The 16894-nt window shown below is 57.3% G+C and carries 14 protein-coding genes and 1 pseudogene; 3 read left to right on the top strand and 12 right to left on the bottom strand.

The window, feature by feature from the left end; genetic code table 11:
- The 8 genes and pseudogenes from BLT54_RS22315 to BLT54_RS17245 all read right to left on the bottom strand — a co-directional run.
- Positions 1-94: pseudogene (locus BLT54_RS22315) on the bottom strand (electron transfer flavoprotein subunit beta/FixA family protein); the annotation flags it as partial.
- A gap of 16 nt (positions 95-110) precedes the next feature.
- The gene (locus BLT54_RS17215) at positions 111-992 is read right to left on the bottom strand and encodes a 3-hydroxybutyryl-CoA dehydrogenase (protein ID WP_074646440.1); all 882 of its coding nucleotides are present in this window, start codon (positions 990-992) and stop codon (positions 111-113) included.
- Positions 993-1006: 14 nt separating this feature from the next.
- Positions 1007-1933: a branched-chain amino acid ABC transporter permease gene (locus tag BLT54_RS17220; protein ID WP_143026864.1), complete on the bottom strand. Its 927-nt coding sequence runs from the start codon at positions 1931-1933 to the stop codon at positions 1007-1009.
- An 11-nt stretch (positions 1934-1944) separates the two neighbouring features.
- Positions 1945-2835, bottom strand: coding sequence for a branched-chain amino acid ABC transporter permease (locus tag BLT54_RS17225; protein ID WP_074646442.1), 891 nt, complete (start codon positions 2833-2835; stop codon positions 1945-1947).
- 78 nt (positions 2836-2913) lie between these two features.
- Complete coding sequence (locus BLT54_RS17230; protein ID WP_074646443.1) at positions 2914-4119, bottom strand: ABC transporter substrate-binding protein; 1206 nt, start codon at positions 4117-4119, stop codon at positions 2914-2916.
- 25 nt (positions 4120-4144) lie between these two features.
- Entirely contained in the window at positions 4145-4774 is a 630-nt protein-coding gene (locus tag BLT54_RS17235; RefSeq protein WP_245708048.1) for an ABC transporter ATP-binding protein, read from the bottom strand.
- A 128-nt stretch (positions 4775-4902) separates the two neighbouring features.
- Positions 4903-5664 carry an ABC transporter ATP-binding protein gene (locus BLT54_RS17240; RefSeq protein WP_074646445.1) on the bottom strand — a complete coding sequence of 254 codons (762 nt, stop codon included), beginning with the start codon at positions 5662-5664 and terminating at the stop codon, positions 4903-4905.
- Positions 5665-5743: 79 nt separating this feature from the next.
- Positions 5744-7405 carry an acyl-CoA synthetase gene (locus BLT54_RS17245; RefSeq protein WP_074646446.1) on the bottom strand — a complete coding sequence of 554 codons (1662 nt, stop codon included), beginning with the start codon at positions 7403-7405 and terminating at the stop codon, positions 5744-5746.
- A 160-nt stretch (positions 7406-7565) separates the two neighbouring features.
- Here BLT54_RS17245 and BLT54_RS17250 point away from each other — a divergent pair, with 160 nt between their 5' ends.
- The gene (locus tag BLT54_RS17250) at positions 7566-9530 is read left to right on the top strand and encodes a hybrid sensor histidine kinase/response regulator (protein WP_074646447.1); all 1965 of its coding nucleotides are present in this window, start codon (positions 7566-7568) and stop codon (positions 9528-9530) included.
- Positions 9527-10261 carry a response regulator transcription factor gene (locus BLT54_RS17255; RefSeq protein WP_074646448.1) on the top strand — a complete coding sequence of 245 codons (735 nt, stop codon included), beginning with the start codon at positions 9527-9529 and terminating at the stop codon, positions 10259-10261. Before BLT54_RS17250 ends, BLT54_RS17255 begins: the two co-directional genes overlap by 4 nt.
- A 146-nt stretch (positions 10262-10407) precedes the next feature.
- Here the strand turns inward: BLT54_RS17255 and BLT54_RS17260 are convergent, their stop codons facing one another.
- The 4 genes from BLT54_RS17260 to BLT54_RS17275 form a co-directional block, all read right to left on the bottom strand.
- Positions 10408-10839, bottom strand: coding sequence for a universal stress protein (locus BLT54_RS17260; RefSeq protein ID WP_074646449.1), 432 nt, complete (start codon positions 10837-10839; stop codon positions 10408-10410).
- A complete protein-coding gene (locus BLT54_RS17265) occupies positions 10836-13451 on the bottom strand; it encodes a TRAP transporter permease (RefSeq protein WP_074646450.1) in 2616 nt (871 codons plus the stop codon). Before BLT54_RS17265 ends, BLT54_RS17260 begins: the two co-directional genes overlap by 4 nt.
- Before the next feature lie 80 nt (positions 13452-13531).
- Positions 13532-14497, bottom strand: coding sequence for a TAXI family TRAP transporter solute-binding subunit (locus BLT54_RS17270; RefSeq protein ID WP_074646451.1), 966 nt, complete (start codon positions 14495-14497; stop codon positions 13532-13534).
- A 47-nt stretch (positions 14498-14544) separates the two neighbouring features.
- A complete protein-coding gene (locus tag BLT54_RS17275) occupies positions 14545-15408 on the bottom strand; it encodes a MurR/RpiR family transcriptional regulator (protein WP_245708044.1) in 864 nt (287 codons plus the stop codon).
- Between the two features lie 150 nt (positions 15409-15558).
- On the opposite strand from BLT54_RS17275, the gene BLT54_RS17280 reads away from it, so the two are divergent.
- Entirely contained in the window at positions 15559-16881 is a 1323-nt protein-coding gene (locus tag BLT54_RS17280) for an aspartate aminotransferase family protein (protein WP_074646452.1), read from the top strand.
- Positions 16882-16894: the final 13 nt, after the last annotated feature.

The raw sequence follows: 16894 nt of genomic DNA on the forward strand, positions 1-16894 counted from the left end.
TCACATTCGCAAGATCAACTCCAGTGCCATCGGCCTTCACTTTGACCTTCACGTTGTAGTCAATCACGCGTTTGACTGGTACCAAAACCTTCATTTAGACGCTCCTTGTGTCAGCGGGTCGGTGTGGGAGGCACCGTGCTATAATCATAAAAACCACGGCCAGCTTTGCGACCGGTCCACCCGGCCTCGACGTATTTCACCAGCAACGGGCATGGGCGGTATTTGCTATCCGACAGGCCGTGGTAGAGCACATTCATCACCGCCAGACAGGTGTCGAGGCCGATGAAATCGCCCAGCTCAAGCGGCCCCATCGGGTGGTTGGCCCCGAGTTTCATCGCTTGGTCAATCGAGGAAACACAGCCGACGCCTTCGAACAATGTGTAGACCGCCTCATTGATCATCGGGACCAGAATGCGGTTGACGATAAAGGCGGGGTAATCCTCTGCCACGGCGGCGGTTTTGCCGATCCGTCTGACAACCTCATTGATGGTGTCAAAGGTCTCGTTGCTGGTGGACAGGCCCCGGATCAATTCGACCAGTTTCATCACCGGCACGGGATTCATGAAATGAATGCCCATAAACCGGTCCGGCCGATCCGTGGCCGAGGCGAGCCGGGTCACCGAGATCGACGAGGTGTTTGTCGTCAAAAGAGTGTGATCATGCAGATGAGGTGTCAGCCCTTCGAGAATGCGCAGTTTGAGCGCTTCGTTTTCCGTGGCGGCCTCAATCACCAGATCCGTGGCCCCCACCAGCGCCATGTCATGGGTGGTCGAAATCCGGTTGAGGGTTTGATCCCGATCATCGGCGGTGATCTTTTCGCGCTCGACCTGACGGTCCAGATTGCGACGGATCAACGCCATTGCCGCGCTCAAGGCATCGGCGCTGATGTCGGTCAGAACAACATCCATCCCGGCCTGCGCCATGACTTGGGCAATCCCGTTGCCCATCTGCCCGGCGCCAATGACTCCTGTGGAGCTGATCGTGGTTGTCATATGAGGTATACCTTTTAGTTGAAGGACTTGCGCAGAGCGGCCTGAAGCTCGCCGACGATCCCTTTGCGGAACGCCAAGACGCAGATGATAAAGATCAGCCCCATGATCACGGTGACCCACGCCCCGAGAGGCCCAGAGGACAGCGTGTTTTGCAGCGTCACGATGATGGCCGCACCAACAGCGGGGCCGAAAATCGTACCCAATCCGCCCAAGAGCGTCATCAACACCACCTCGCCCGACATGTGCCAATGCGCGTCGGTCAAAGAGGCCAATTGGAACACCACCGATTTGGTCGCGCCTGCGAGCCCGGCAATCGTGGCGGAAATCACAAAGGCCAAAAGCTTGTAGCGGTCGATGTTATAGCCAAGCGATGTGGCGCGGGGTTCATTGTCGCGGATCGCGCGCAACACTTGACCGAAAGGCGAATGCACCGCGCGGGCGATCACGCCAAAGCCAATAAGGCAGACCCCCAGCACGAAATAGTACATCGCGCGGTCATTGCTCAAATCGACGAGCCCCAAAAACGTGCCGCGTGGAATGCCTTGCAGGCCGTTTTCACCGCCGGTAAAGCCGGAGCGGATAAAGACGAAATAGACCATCTGCGCCAAGGCCAGAGTGATCATCGCGAAATAGATCCCCTGACGGCGGATCGCCAAGACGCCCACCAAAAGCCCAAGGACCATCGCCGCCACTGTGCCGGTCAGAATGCCAAGCTCGGTCGGCAGGCCCCAGGTTTTGATCGCATGACCTGTGACATAGGCCGCGCCGCCAAAGAACGCCGCATGACCAAAGCTGAGCAGACCGCCATAGCCGAGGATGAGATTGAAGGCGCTGGCAAAGAGCGCAAAACACAGAACCTTCATCAACAGCACCGGATAAAACAGCAGCGGCGCAACCAGCAACAGGGTGAGAAGGAGTGCGTAAGCCAAATATTTCTTCATGTTCCCAGCTTTCAGTTGGTGCGGCCGAACAGTCCGGCGGGGCGCAGGACAAGCACGATGGCCATCACGATGAAAATGATTGTGGAGGACGCTTCGGGCCAGAACACTTTGGTCAGCCCCTCGACCACGCCCATGGACAGGCCTGTGACGATGGCCCCCATGATGGACCCCATGCCGCCGATCACCACCACGGCAAAGACCACGATGATCAGGTTCGATCCCATCAGCGGATTGACCTGCGTGATCGGGGCGGCCAGCACCCCGGCAAAGGCTGCCAAAGCAACGCCATAGCCATAGGCCAGCGTGGTCAGAAGCGGCACGTTGACGCCAAACGCCTGCAACAGTTTTGGGTTTTCTGTGCCTGCGCGCAGGTAGGCACCGATTTTGGTGCGTTCAAACACATACCAGGTGACTGCACAGACCACCAAAGAGGCGACAACCACCCAAGCGCGGTAGTAGGGCAGGAACATGAACCCAAGGTTCACCCCGCCATTGAGGGCTTTGGGAGCGGCGAAAGGCTGACCTGATGCGCCAAACATTTTGACGAAAAGGCCCTCGATCAACATTGCCAGGCCAAAGGTCAAGAGCAAGCCATAGAGGTGATCAACCCCCGCCAAACGGCGCAACAAAAACCGGTCAAGCAGCACCCCGATAAACCCGACGATCAGCGGCGCAAGTATCAGCGCGCCCCAGTAGTCGATATGCAGATATTTCCCAAGCAACCAGGCGGCAAAGGCACCCAACATATACAGCGCACCATGCGCGAAATTCACGATGTTCAGCAGCCCGAAAATCACCGCCAGACCCAAGGACAAAACGGCATAGAACGACCCGTTGATCAGGCCCAGCAACAGCTGGCCAAACAGGACTTGGGGCGCGATGCCCAGCAGGTCGGAAAACATTGAGTGATCCCATTTCTTTTATGCGTGAGCCCCGCCAGAGCCGTTCCTCCGGCGGGGAAGTTGACCTTATGCTTTGGCCTATTTTGTCGGGCAGGTGCTTTCGGACAGCGGGCCATAAGCCTCTTCACCGGGGATGACGCGCACGATCTTCAAATAATCCCACGGACCTGTGGACTCTGCGGGGGATTTGACCTCGGCGAGATACATGTCATGCACCATGCGCCCATCGGAACGCAGCACGCCGTTTTGAGCGAAAAAGTCATTCACCGGCATCTCGCGCATTTTGGCCACAACCGTATCGGTATCGTCCGTCCCGGTGGCTTCGATGGCTTTGAGGTAATGCGTGACCGACGAATAGACCCCGGCCTGAACGCCCGTGGGCATCTTGCCCGTGCGCTCATAGAACCGCTGCGACCACGCGCGGGTTTCGTCGTTCAAATCCCAATAAAAGCTGGCGGTCATCAACAGACCCTGCGCCGTCTCAAGCCCAAGCGCGTGGACGTCGGAGAGGAACACCAAAAGCCCGGCGATTTTTTGTCCTGCGCTGACGATGCCGAATTCATTGGCGGCTTTGATCGCGTTGATCGTATCGCCGCCCGCATTGGCAAGGCCAATGATCTTGGCACCAGAGGCCTGTGCCTGAAGCACAAAAGACGAGAAATCGGAGGCCGGGAACGGGTGCTTGGACGCGCCCAGAACTTTGCCGCCGCCCGCTTCGACCACGGTCGTCACATCACGTTGCAGGGATTCCCCAAAGGCGTAATCCGCCGTCAGAAAATACCAGCTATCGCCGCCCTCTTTGACAATCGCGGAGCCGGTGCCAACCGCCAGAGCGCGGGTGTTATAGGTCCAGTGCAGGCCGCTTGGGATGCAGGCGTCATTGGTCAGTGGCGACGAGGCCGCCCCCGAGACCAAAACAACTTTGTTTTGTTGTTTGGCGACTTCGAACACGGCCATGGCAACCGATGTGGTCACCAGTTCGGCAAAGGCGTCAACCTGTTGGGTATCGCCCCATTCGCGCGCTTTATTGGCGGCAACATCGGCTTTGTTTTGGTGATCGGCGGACACCACTTCGATCGGTGCGCCCGCGACGGTGCCACCGAAATCTTCGATCGCCATTTCTGCGGCGGTCACGGTGCCCGGACCCGCCACGTCGGAATAGGTGCCCGACATATCGGTCAACACGCCGATTTTCACGACGCCATCGCTGATTTCGGCCTGCGCCGCACCTGCTGTCAGAGCCAGCGCAGATACGCCCACCATAAAGTTTTTCAGAAATTTCATTGGGTCTCCTCCCTTTTGAAACGTGTCAAACACTCAGATATTCATCAAAGACGGCTTGTTTTTCTTGCAACTCGCTTTGCAGGACGCAGTCGACGATATGCCCATGGTCCATGATGAAATGTCGGTCGGCCAAGGGGGCCGCGAATTGGAAATTTTGCTCGACCAGCACGATGGTAAAGCCGCGCTCTTTGAGCATGGTCAGCACGTCACCGAGCTTATCGACGATCACCGGGGCCAGCCCTTCGGTGATCTCATCGAGCAACAACAGCGTCGCACCGGTGCGCAGGATGCGCGCCATCGCCAGCATCTGTTGTTCGCCGCCTGACAAGCGCATGCCGGGACTGGTGCGCCGTTCGGCAAGGTTTGGGAAAATCTCGTAGAGTTCCTCGACGCTCATGCCACCGGGGGCCACATGCGGCGGCAGCAACAGGTTTTCCTCGACCGAGAGACTTGCAAAAATGCCGCGTTCCTCGGGGCAATAGCCAACACCCAGACGCGCGATTTCATGCGCACTGGCCTTGATCACCTCTTTGCCCTTCAGCATGATCGACCCGGACCGAGACCCGATCAACCCCATCACCGCGCGCAGCGTGGTGGTGCGCCCAGCGCCGTTGCGCCCAAGCAATGTGACCAACTCGCCCTGATAGACCGTCATGTCGATCCCGTGCAGCGCGTGGCTTTCGCCATAAAACGCATGCAGGTCGGTGATGCGCAAATCTTCGATCTTTTCGCTGCTGTGTTCGCCGCCAATCTCGATCCCGGCGCTGTGTTTTCCTGCCCCGCTCATGCTGCCGATTTCCCCATATACGCTTCTTTAACCCGCGGGTCGGACGAGACCTCGGCATAGGCGCCTTCGGTCAAAATCGCGCCGCGCTGAAGCACCGTGATGCGGTCACACAGGGTCGAGACGACCCCAAGATTGTGCTCCACCATCAAAATGGTGCGGCCTTTGGCAACGCGGCGGATCAGTTCGGTGATCCGGTCCACATCTTCGCGCCCCATGCCTTGGGTTGGTTCGTCCAACAACATCAATTTGGGTTCCATCGCCAGCGTCGTGGCAATCTCAAGCGCGCGTTTGCGGCCATAGGACATGTCGGCCACCTCATCATTGGCAAACCGCAACAGACCGACCAAATCCAACAGCTCGTCAGCGCGCTCATTGAGGACATTCAAAGAGCTTTCCGCGCGCCAAAAATGAAAGGAGGTGCCAAGTTGGCGCTGAAGCGCGACACGCACGTTTTCACGCACGGTCAAATGCGGAAACACCGCCGAAATCTGAAACGACCGGATCACGCCTTTGCGCGCGATCTGCGTTGGCCGCGCCGCTGTGATGTCCTCGCCATCCAACAAGATCGTGCCGCTGCTGGGCGTCAAAAACTTTGTCAACAGGTTGAAAACCGTGGTTTTTCCAGCACCATTCGGGCCAATCAGCGCGTGGATCGTATGGCGTTCGACATTCAGGTCAACCGAGTCCACGGCAATAAAGCCCAGAAAGCCTTTGGTCAGCTTCTGCGTTTGCAGAATGAAATCTCCCGATGCATTCATCTGCGATCCTCCCTTAATCTGGCTTGTTTTGCGCAGGCGAGGGTCTCCCCCGCCCGCTGATCCGTTTTCGGATCGTGTCTTACACAGAGACGCCTTCGGCCTCTGCCTGAGCCATTGCGCGGGCTTGATCACGCAGGACGAATTTTTGGATTTTGCCGGTAGAGGTCTTGGGCAAAGTGGCAAAGACCACCGTTTTGACCGCCTTGAAGCGCGCCATATTGGCACGGCAAAATTCGATGATCTCGGCTTCGGTTGTGGTTGCACCCGCCTTCAGTTCGATAAAGGCACAGGGGGTTTCGCCCCATTTCTCATCCGGCTTGGCGACAACGGCGGCGAGCATGACGGACGGATGTTTGTAAAGCACATCTTCGACCTCGATCGACGAGATGTTTTCGCCGCCAGAGATGATGATGTCCTTCGAGCGGTCTTTGATCTCGATATAGCCGTCGGGATGACGCACGGCGAGATCGCCGGAGGCAAACCAACCGCCACGGAACGCCGCGTCCGTGGCGGAGATGTTTTTCAAGTATCCCTTCATCACGTTGTTGCCGCGCACAAACACTTCGCCCACGGTTTCACCATTGCTGGGCACGGGGGTCATCGTGTCAGGTTCTGCGACCATCAGATCGTCAAGTGCCATGTTTTTAACGCCTTGCCGCGCTTTGATTCGGGCCCGTTCGGACAGTGGCAGGGCGTCCCATTCAGAATGCCACGAACAGAACACAGAGGCACCGTAGGTTTCGGTCAGGCCATAGCCATGGGTCACATCAAAGCCGGCGCTTTCCATTTTCTCGATCACGATTGCGGGGGGTGGGGCACCGCCGGTCAACACTTTGACCTCATGCTCAATGCCCGCTTTCATCTCGTCGGGGGCGTTGCCCAAAAGACCCAAAACAATCGCAGCCCCACAGAAATGCGTCACCTTTTGCGATTTGATCAGCTCATAGACCGCGCTGTCGCGCACGGCGCGCAGACAGACCGACGTTCCCGCATGGGCCGCGACCGACCATGGGAAACACCAGCCGTTGCAATGGAACATCGGCAAGGTCCAAAGATAGGTGAAATGGCGCGGCATATCCCATGTGTTGATGTTGGACAGCGCGTTCAGATAGGCACCACGGTGATGATAGACCACCCCCTTGGGGTTGCCCGTCGTGCCAGACGTATAATTCAGGCTGATGGCGTCCCATTCGCTACCCGGCAAAGACCAGTCATCGTTTTCATCGCCTTCGGCCAGGAACGCGTCATAGGTCAACGCACCGATTTTTTTGCCGCCCTCAAAGCTTGAGTCTTCGATGTCGATGACCAAGATGTCGCCCCCCGCCATGTGCAGCGCGCGCTCCATGACTTCGGAAAACTCGGGGTCGACGATCACAACCTTGGCTTCGGCATGATTGAGGATGAACGCGATGGCTTCGGCATCAAGGCGTGTGTTGATCGCATTCAACACCGCACCTGTCATCGGGACGCTAAAATGCGCTTCGAACATTTCGGGAATATTGGCCGCGATAATGGAAACTGTGTCGCCTTTCTCAATGCCACGCTTGGACAAAGCAGACGCGAATTTGCAACAGCGCAGATAGGTCTCTTCCCAGGTGCGATGCAGATCATTATAAATGACCGCAGTCTTTCTGGGATAAATGGCGGCCGTTCGTTCAATAAAGCTCAGCGGTGACAACTGCGTAAAATTCGCGGCGGTCATGTCCAGGCCTTGATCATAGATATTATGGGATTTCACCATCGGTCTCCTCCAAAACGCGATTTCGGATTCACTATCTTCTTAAGTTTTCCGAAAGATTTCTGAATTGATACGAATTGTAACAGTGGCACGAGTTGGGCTTTCGAAGACATCCGAAATCGCGCAAACATTTGCGCAGACGCGATTGGATCTGAGGTGAATTGTGACAACGACATGGGCCAAGCACCCCCCTCACGACAGCCTGACGCAGGCCGCTCTTGACCATGTGTCAGAGGGTCTGGGCGTCTTTGATGCGCAATTGCGGTTGGTGTCGTGGAACAGAAAATTTCAGGACTTCATTGGCTTGGGGGATGTCACACTTCAGGCGGGCACGCCGCACAAGGCTTTGTTCAACCATGCTCTCAGCCCACAGGACGCGCCCCTGAGTACGATTTTGGCCAGGGTGCGGACCAATATCGAAGCGGCGAGCAAAGGCGAAAGCCACTGTATCAATTGTGAATTGCCCGATGGTCGGGCCATCCGATTTAGCGCCGCTCCCTTGCTCGGCGGCGGGGTTGCGGCGGTCTATTCCAACATCACCGAGCAAAATCAGCGCGAAACCGATCTGGCCCGGCGCGTCCATGAACGCACCGCCGCGCTGCAACTGAGCGAAAATCGCCTCAACATCATTGCCAACGAAGTGTCCGCAGGAATTGCCCATGTCGATAAAAACATGCGGTTTTCCTATGTGAACACCCGGTTCGCGCGCGCCTATGGGTTGCGACCCGAGGATTTCATCGGCAAACTCTGTAGCGCCATTCTGGCACCCGACACCCTTGGCAAATCCAACCATTTCTTTGAACAAACGCGGCGCGGCGCGGCGGTGGATTTTGCCATGACCATCCGCCTGCCCGATGGCCGCGACAAAGAAATCAGGACGTTCCTGCGGCCCGAACAACCGTCGCGCGGCGAGGTGATCGGTTTCTTCCTTTTGTCGATCGACGTGACCCGGCAAAAGGCCGCCAATGCCGCACTGTTGCAAAGCCAAAAGATGGACGCGCTCGGACGTCTCTCAAGCGGCATTTCGCATGATTTCAACAATTTGCTGACGGTCATCTTGGGCAATCTCACGCCCTTGGCGGATCGGTTGGATCAAACAGAGCTGAACGAGGAATTTTTAGCCCCGGCCATCGCCGCCGCCCGGCGCGGCTCTGATCTGACGCGGCGTCTGTTGTCTTTGGCACGCAAACAGCCGATTGATCCACAGCCCGTCAGGACAGATGACATATTGGATGGGCTGGTCAAACTGTTGCGCCCCACCATTCCCGAAACCATTGACATTTCGGCCGAAAGCGCCACGGATCTGCCTCTGGTCTTTGTGGATTTGGCACAGCTTGAAATGGCGCTGTTCAATCTTGCGGTGAACGCCCGTGACGCCATCGGGGACTGTGGCATGATCGAACTGCGTCAGGACGTTGTGTTTTTATCTCCGATCGAGGCCGAGCCGGACCGACTGGCCAGCGGGTATTTTCTACGGCTTCAAGTGATTGATAATGGCGAAGGCATGACAGAGGACAGCCGCGAGCGAATTTTTGAGCCGTTTTACACGTCTAAGGATGACGGTGCCGGATACGGGCTTGGGCTGTCCATGGTCTATATGTTTGTCAAACAATCCAATGGTGCCATTCGTGTCGAAAGCGAGCGCGGTCAGGGCAGCACCTTCACCATCCTTATCCCTGCAGTGGATGACACTGAACTGCCAGAGACTGACGCCAGCGAAAGTCCCGGAGCCCAGCTTTTGGCCGCACAAGAAAGGCCTGTGACCTTGCTGGTTGATGATGACGCGGATGTGCGGCGGGTTCTGCGTCGACAGCTTGTCGACGAAGGATATCCCGTGATCGAAGCCGCCAATGCCCGCGACGCACTGAATTTGCTGAAACACATTTCTGAAATTCGCCTGTTGATCAGCGACATTGCCATGCCGGGTGGCATCTCCGGTCTTGATCTGGCCTGCGAGGTCTTCAAAAACCACAGTCGCGTTGGCATTTTACTGATGACCGGACAAGCCACGCCACCGGACCAAAGCTGTCTTGGCGTCAAACTGCCCATTTTGCGCAAACCCTTTGATCGCACGCTTTTGCAACAGTCGATCAAACAGGTGTTGAGCATCAAAGAGGGGGACACATGAGCAAAACCGTCTATCTGCTCGAAGATGATCCGGGCGTTGCCGCCGTCATTGACCGGGTTTTGGTCAACAATGGGTTCAACGTCGACTGGTTTCGCTCCCGCGTGGCCTTGCTTGGCGCGCTCAAACTGGCCCAGCCTGACGTCTTTCTGGTGGATTTGGGCCTGCCCGACGCAGATGGGCTGACCCTGATCCGCGAAGACATCGGCCAAAGCGGCACGCCAATCATTATTGTCAGTGGCAGAGGCGATATCATGGACCGGATTGTCGGCCTCGAATTGGGGGCGGATGACTATATCGTCAAACCCTTCGAGCCGCGTGAACTTGTCGCCCGTGTGCGGGCCGTTCTTCGGCGCAGTCAAAGCCACGCACCCGCCCCCGAAGGCGCACAGGACATTGCCAAGTTCGCCGGATGGACGGCCTATTTTTCCTCCTCTCTTTTGGTCTCGGAGAGCGGGGGGGAAATTCATTTGAGCACGGCAGAAAACACATTGCTGCGCCTTTTTGTGCAAGCAACGGGTCGGATTTTAAGCCGGGAAGCGCTGTTGAATTTGACGGCAGGGGATCGTCTGGACAACTTTGATCGCAGTGTCGACGTCCGGGTTTCCCGGTTGCGTCGCAAATTGAAACATGGCGACAATCCCCACGAAATCATCCGCACGATTTATGGGGCCGGATATGTGTTTGTCGCGCCTGTGGAATGGCCCACGACACTCACATTGGACGCACCTTAACACCAACCAGAATGTGCCGGGCCGTTTCAACAGGCCATTTCAACAGGGCGCAGCCGATGCCCCTGTCCAAACTTTCACGAATAGCTCAGTCAAAATGACCTGCCCCGTCTCCGAAGCAGGCCAAGGATTTACATGTTCGGCGTCCTTCAACGGACAACGAAAACCGAACATTTGGAGTGCCGCACAACGCGGGCCGCATTCGGCCCCAAGAGGTAGTCTTTGAGATCCGGGCGATGCGCGCCAAGGACGATCAGGTCGGCACTGTCCTTTTTCGCCGTTTCAAGGATTTCATGGTAAGCCGTACCAACCGCCACCAGATGACGCACCTTCGCGTTGACCTCTGGGCCGAGCACCTCTTCCACCAGATCACGCAGGGTCTGTTTCACTTTGCCGCGCGCGTCTTTCGTGTGTTGTTCGTCGAAATATCCGCCGACCCAACTCATGCCATAATCGGGCAGAACGGTGATCACATCAAGCTGCGCCCCTTCGGCGGCGGCCAGACGCGCGGCGGCTTGCAAGACTTTCACCTCATCTTTGACGCGGTTCACATCAACGGCACAGAGAATGGTCTGGATCATGCGGGTTCTCCTTCGAATTCGCGTTTGGAGGCCGCCCGGCGTCGTTGCAGAACGGTCACGAGGCCCAAGAGAATGAGCGCTGGAATGAACATCAACTCTTTGGGGAGCTGCTTGGCGGGTGCCTGAACATTCGTGATCTGCACCGGCTCATCCCCATAGAAATCAAAGCTCGACAGTTGTTCGGCCAGAGGCGTCCCAAACATTGGCTCGTCCATGATCATGCGCTCCCCATCAACCGTGAAGATCAGCCCGAGCGCCGCAAGACGCGCGTCGCCGCCGTCGACATCCGGTACAGTGAGGGCAAGGTGCGTTTCCTTTTCCTCAAGCGTATCGAAATCCGGTCCCTTCACCACGATACGCATCTGTGATCCGGCGGGGGCCTCTTCGAGCGCCTGTGCCACGACCGTGGGGGCGGTCTCATGGAACGGCGGTTGGAGCATGTCCATGAAGAAGCCCGGACGGAACAGGGCAAAAGCCACAAGCAAAAGAGCCGCCGTTTCCCAGATCCGCGACTTGGTGATGTAAAACCCCATCGTCGCGGCCGTGAACACCAAAATGCCAATGGTCGCGATGATAAAGACGACGATGCCCTGGACCAGGGTCACATCAATCAACAGAAGATCGGTGTTGAAGATGAACACAAACGGCAGAGCGACCGTCCGCAGGCTGTAGAAAAAGGCAGTGAACCCCGTGCGGATCGCATCCCCGCCTGACACGGCGGCGGCGGCAAAACTCGCAAGCCCCACAGGGGGCGTCACATCCGCCATGATCCCGAAGTAGAACACAAACAGGTGCACGGCGATCAGCGGGACGATCAGCCCCGATTGCGCGCCAAGTTCGACAACCACGGACACCATGAGCGAGGAGACCACGATATAGTTCGCCGTGGTCGGCAAACCCATCCCAAGGATCAGCGACAGGATCGCCACGAACAGCAGCATGAGGATCAGATTGCCGCCCGAAAGGAATTCGACGAAATCCGCCATCACCTGACCGATGCCCGTCAAAGAGACGGTGCCAACAATGATGCCAGCGGTCGCGGTCGCAAGGCCAATCCCGATCATGTTGCGGGCCCCGTTGATCATGCCATCGACCAGATCGACCACACCTTCTTTCATCCGGGACACAGCATCGTTTTCACCACGGAACATCGCTTTGAGCGGCTTTTGTGTCAGCAGGATGAAGAACAAAAGGAAGGTCGCCCAAAATGCCGACAGACCCGGAGATTTGCGTTCGATCATCAGGAAATAGACCAAAACGACGATCGGCAACAAATAATAAAGACCCGCCTTCCACAGCTTTGCCACATCAGGAAGTTCCATCACTTCGGCATTGGGGTCGTCGATCTCAAGCTCGTCGGTATTGGCCGCAAGTTTGACGAGGCCAATATAAACCAGAGCGATCAGCACAGCGAGCAGCCAGCCGCTGCCCTCGGGCACCATGGAGGTGATCAGGCGCACGGGAAATTGCGTGGCATAGCACAGCCCGCCAAAGCCCGCGAAAAACAGGAACATCCCCATGACCGTGCGCCACAGTGATACGACCTTGTTGCCGATGGTCGGCATGTTGTTTTTCACCGCTTCGAGGTGAACGATGTAAACCAGCGCGATGTAGGAGATGATCGCGGGAAGAAAGGCGTGTTTGATGACCTCGAAATAGGAAATGCCGACATATTCCACCATGAGAAAGGCCGCGGCCCCCATCACCGGTGGCATGATTTGACCGTTGACGGAGGAAGCGACCTCGACGGAGCCAGCCTTTTCTGCGGAGAAGCCCACGCGTTTCATCAACGGGATGGTGAATGTGCCGGTCGTGACCACATTGGCGATGGAGGAGCCTGAAATCAGCCCCGTTGCGGCGGAGCCAACCACGGCCGCTTTCGCCGGACCACCGCGCAGGTGTCCAAGAGCCCCAAAGGCCATTTTGATGAAATAATTCCCGGCACCGGCCTTATCGAGCAGGGCACCGAACAGGACAAAGAGGAACACGAACTGGGTCGAGACGTTGAGCGCGATACCGAACACGCCTTCGGTCGTGATCCACATATGCGACATCGCTTTGCGCAGCGACGCGCCCGCCCAGCGGATCTGATCCGGGACAACTTCTGAGGCGCCGAAAAAGACATAGGCCAAGAAAACAATGGCGAGGATCACCATCACCGGCCCGAGCGTGCGATACGCCGCGATGAACAGAAAGGTGAGGCCCGCAAGGGCGAAATAGGAGTCGCTCGCGTCCGCAAGCCCGCCATTTCCGACGATCTTCGCGTAGAAGAAATAGCCATACATGGCGAGAAATGCCCCACCGAGCCCCAAAATCCAGTCATACCACGGCACAGAGGTTTTCGATGCCGATTTGAACAGGGGATAGGACATGGCAGAGAGGAAGATCGCAAAGGCAAGGTGAATTTGCCGCGCGTTGTTGATCATGTCACCGGGCAGGACCTTGAGCCCGATCGGAGAGGCCAGAAGCACCTGGAAAACCGACCACAACAACGCCACTGTCGCGATCGCCTTGCCCAATGTTCCCGCAACATTGCGGGCACCGCTGTCGGAGGCCGCAACCAGTTCCTGAAGCTCGTCTTCGTTCAATGCACGTTTTTCAGTGTCTGTCATTCTTTATACCCCACCGTCCCTGTTGTGTTTTTATGGGAAAAGGGCGGCACTGATGCGCCGCCCCTGAGATGTTTGGCCGATTATTCCATCCAGCCTTGTTCTTTGTAATATTTGGCTGCGCCCGGATGCAGCGGGGCGGAGAGACCGTCTTTGATCATCTCCTCCGGCTTCAGGTTGGCGAAGGCCGGGTGCAGACCCTTGAAGTCTTCGAAATTGTCGAAAACGGCAGAAACCACAGCATAGACCGCATCCTCGGAGACATCCGCAGAGGTCACGATGGTCGCGCCAACACCAAAGGTCTGCACGTCTTCATCGTTGCCGCGATACATGCCGCCCGGCATGGTCGCCACGCGATAGTAAGGGTTGTCGGCAACCAATTCGTCGATGGCTGGCCCTGCCACTTCGACGAGGACGGAGTCGCAGGCGGTGGTGGCTTCCTGAATGGAACCCGACGGGTGACCCACAGTATAGACCATAGCGTCGATCTGGTTGTCGCACAGCGCGGCCGATTGTTCCGAAGGTTTGAGCTCGGTCGCGAGGGCGAAATCATCCGAGGTCCAGCCAAGCTTTTCCATCACCACTTCCATGGTGGCGCGCTGACCAGAGCCTGGGTTGCCGATGTTCATGCGTTTGCCTTTGAGATCCTCAAAGGTTTTCACCCCCGCATCGGCACGTGCCACAACGGTAAAGGGTTCCGGGTGTACGGAGAACACCGAGCGCAGACCTTCGAATGGGTCGCCCTCGAATTGCACGACACCGTTATAGGCGTTGTATTGAATGTCGGATTGGGCGACACCGAATTCCAGCTCGCCTTCCTTGATTGTGTTGACGTTGTAAACCGACCCGCCTGTGGATTCGACCGAGCAACGTACACCGGTTTCCTTGCGGTTTTTATTGACCAGACGACAGATTGCGCCGCCCGTCGGATAATACACGCCCGTCACACCACCGGTGCCGATGGTGACGAACTCTTCAGCCATCGCAGAGCCTGCGATCATGGCGGAGGCCGCGGCAGCGGCAAGGCCAAGTTTCAGGTGTTTGGTCATAGGTGTCTCCCTTAGTGATTTTCCGGTCATCCCGAGGCACTCACACCTCACAGATCGACCACTTCTCCAAGCGCCCGATTGTGGCGCTCGATCTCTGATATGCGTTCCACGACATCCGGCTCGGCTTTTTGCGCGAGCATCGCCATAATGACTTCAAGGAAAAAAACCGTGGTCGTGTAAGTGTTAAAAAAGTTCGGAGTTTCCCCTGTTATAATGAAAGACGTGTTGGCATGGCGCAAAGCGGGGCACGCATAGCTGTCCGTGATCACGGCCACATACACACCTTGGCGGCGGGCGATCTCGGCGGCATTGACCGACACGCGTGCGGATGGCGACATGGTGATCACGATCATCGCATCTTTTTGGTTCATATCACTGAGCGCCGAGCCATAAGAAGACCCCATGCGCCCGGCGAGTCGCCACTTCCCTCCCAGGAAATTTGCCATGTAACCCGCGTATTCGGCAATCCCCGTTGACCCCAAAGCCCCCACAATAAGCACGCGGCGCGCGTGGTGTAGCACATCAATCAGCTTTGCAAGCTCAACCTGATCGAGCCCGCGCACAAGGTCTTCGAGATTGCTTTGGGTCATCTCAAGCGAGCGCATAAGCAGGTCCTCGACCTCGCCTTTGGGCGCTTCTCTGAGGTCCTTGGCGCGGGTCGCAAAGCTCGACACTTTAAGCGACAATTGTGCGCGCACCGCCTCGCGCAGAGTTTCAAATGTTTCAAACCCCAAGGCGCGCGCCAGACGACTAAAGGTCGCCGGAGCGATTCGCGTCTCTTGTGCGACTGATCTCAGGGAGCGTGTGACCACATCAAGCGGGTGTTCGACAAGATAATCCCCGGCCTCACGCAAACGCGGGCTCAGTTCGGCGTAATGTTCCGCCAATCTTTGCTGATAACTTGCCGACACCGCGTTCCCCAAGGCCACAAAAAGACTTTCAGAGACTGTTTCAATTGTTTCAACTCTTGTCAATGTTTGGCTTATGCGTTTCAAATTTATAAAGGACCCTTTTCAGCCTGGCCTCTTTTCGCCGCCTCTTTTCGCCCTCGGAGCACGTAAATGACGCATGTTTTCTATCGCAATTCCCGCAGCACCCCGCCGAAAGCCGCACGCGGCGATGGGGCCTATATTTATGACGACACCGGCAAGCAATATCTTGATGGCTCCGGCGGCGCGGCGGTGTCCTGTCTTGGGCATTCCGATCCAGATGTGATTGCAGCGGTTCAGACACAGGTCGCTTCCCTCGACTTTGCACATACCGGGTTCTTCACCTCTGAACCGGCTGAAGCCTTGGCGGAGCGCCTGATCGCTCATGCGCCCAAAGGCCTCGATAAGGTCTATTTCGTCTCTGGTGGCTCGGAAGCGGTGGAAACCGCGCTCAAAATGGCGCGGCAGTATTGTGTCGAGATCGGTGAGCCACAGCGGACCCGTTTTATCTCTCGCCGTCAAAGCTATCACGGCAACACCTTGGGCGCGTTGGCGGTGGGCGGCAATGTCTGGCGCAAGGCGCAATTTGCCCCGCTTTTGGCCGAGACCTCCCATATTGCGCCCTGTTACGCGTATCGCGGCCAAGAAGAGGGCGAGAGCTTAGAGGCCTATGGTCAGCGTGTCGCAAATGAGTTGGAGGCGGAGCTTTTGCGGGTGGGACCAGAGACGGTCATCGCCTTTGTTGCGGAACCCGTTGTGGGGGCGACGCTCGGCGCTGTGCCCGCCGTGCCCGGATATTTTAAGCGCATTCGCGAGATTTGCGACCGCTATGGCGTGTTGTTGATCCTCGATGAGGTGATGTGCGGTATGGGGCGCACAGGCACGCTTTTTGCCTGTGACCAGGACGGGGTTGCCCCCGACATCCTCACCATCGCCAAGGGGCTTGGCGCCGGGTATCAGCCGATCGGAGCGACGCTTTGTTCGGCGCAGATACACGAAGCCTTTGTACAAGGATCGGGATTTTTCCAACATGGGCACACCTATATCGGCCATCCGGTGGCCTGTGCGGCGGGCCATGCGGTGGTGACAAAACTGACCGAGGGAGGCATGGTCGCACGCGCGGCTCAGATGGGCGAAAAGCTCGACAGCGCCCTGCGCGATGCGTTCGGCAATCACCCGCATATCGGTGATATACGCGGGCGCGGGATGTTCCGTGGGCTGGAACTCGTCGAGGATCGCGCCAGCAAAGCCCCCTTTGACCCCGCACGAGGGATCAACAAGCGGGTGAAAGCCGCCGCTTTCGAGGCGGGGCTGATCTGTTACCCGATGGGCGGCACTGTGGATGGGCAGCGGGGCGATCATGTGCTTCTGGCCCCGCCGTTCATCCTGACCGAGGATCAGATTGGCGAGTTGATCGAGAAACTGGGCATCGCATTCGACGCGGCACTGGCATGAGTGCGCAGTCCCG

It is taken from the genome of Celeribacter baekdonensis (assembly GCF_900102315.1).
Classification (GTDB): Bacteria; Pseudomonadota; Alphaproteobacteria; order Rhodobacterales; family Rhodobacteraceae; genus Celeribacter; species Celeribacter baekdonensis.